This window comes from Mesorhizobium sp., from assembly GCF_004962925.1.
Classification (GTDB): domain Bacteria; phylum Pseudomonadota; class Alphaproteobacteria; order Rhizobiales; family Rhizobiaceae; genus Mesorhizobium.
Genome location: NZ_SUEO01000513.1, coordinates 1 through 221 on the forward strand (window position 1 = coordinate 1; position 221 = coordinate 221).

Genomic DNA, 221 nt, shown 5'->3' on the forward strand with positions numbered 1-221 from the left:
CGCAGCCGATATCGAAGCCGCGCTCGATGCGGCGCACGGAGCCAAGGACGCTTGGGGCCGCACCAGCGTTGCCGAGCGCGCGCTTATCCTCAACCGCATCGCCGATCGCATGGAGGACAATCTGGATCTCCTGGCGCTTGCCGAGACTTGGGACAATGGCAAGCCGATCCGCGAAACGACCGCCGCCGACGTGCCGCTCGCCGTCGATCATTTCCGCTATT

At 65.2% G+C, this 221-nt stretch carries 1 protein-coding gene; it reads left to right on the top strand.

Annotated elements, in window-relative coordinates; translation table 11 throughout:
- On the top strand, nt 1-221 hold a 221-nt coding region (locus E5W87_RS35940; RefSeq protein WP_292408825.1), incomplete at both ends, for an aldehyde dehydrogenase family protein.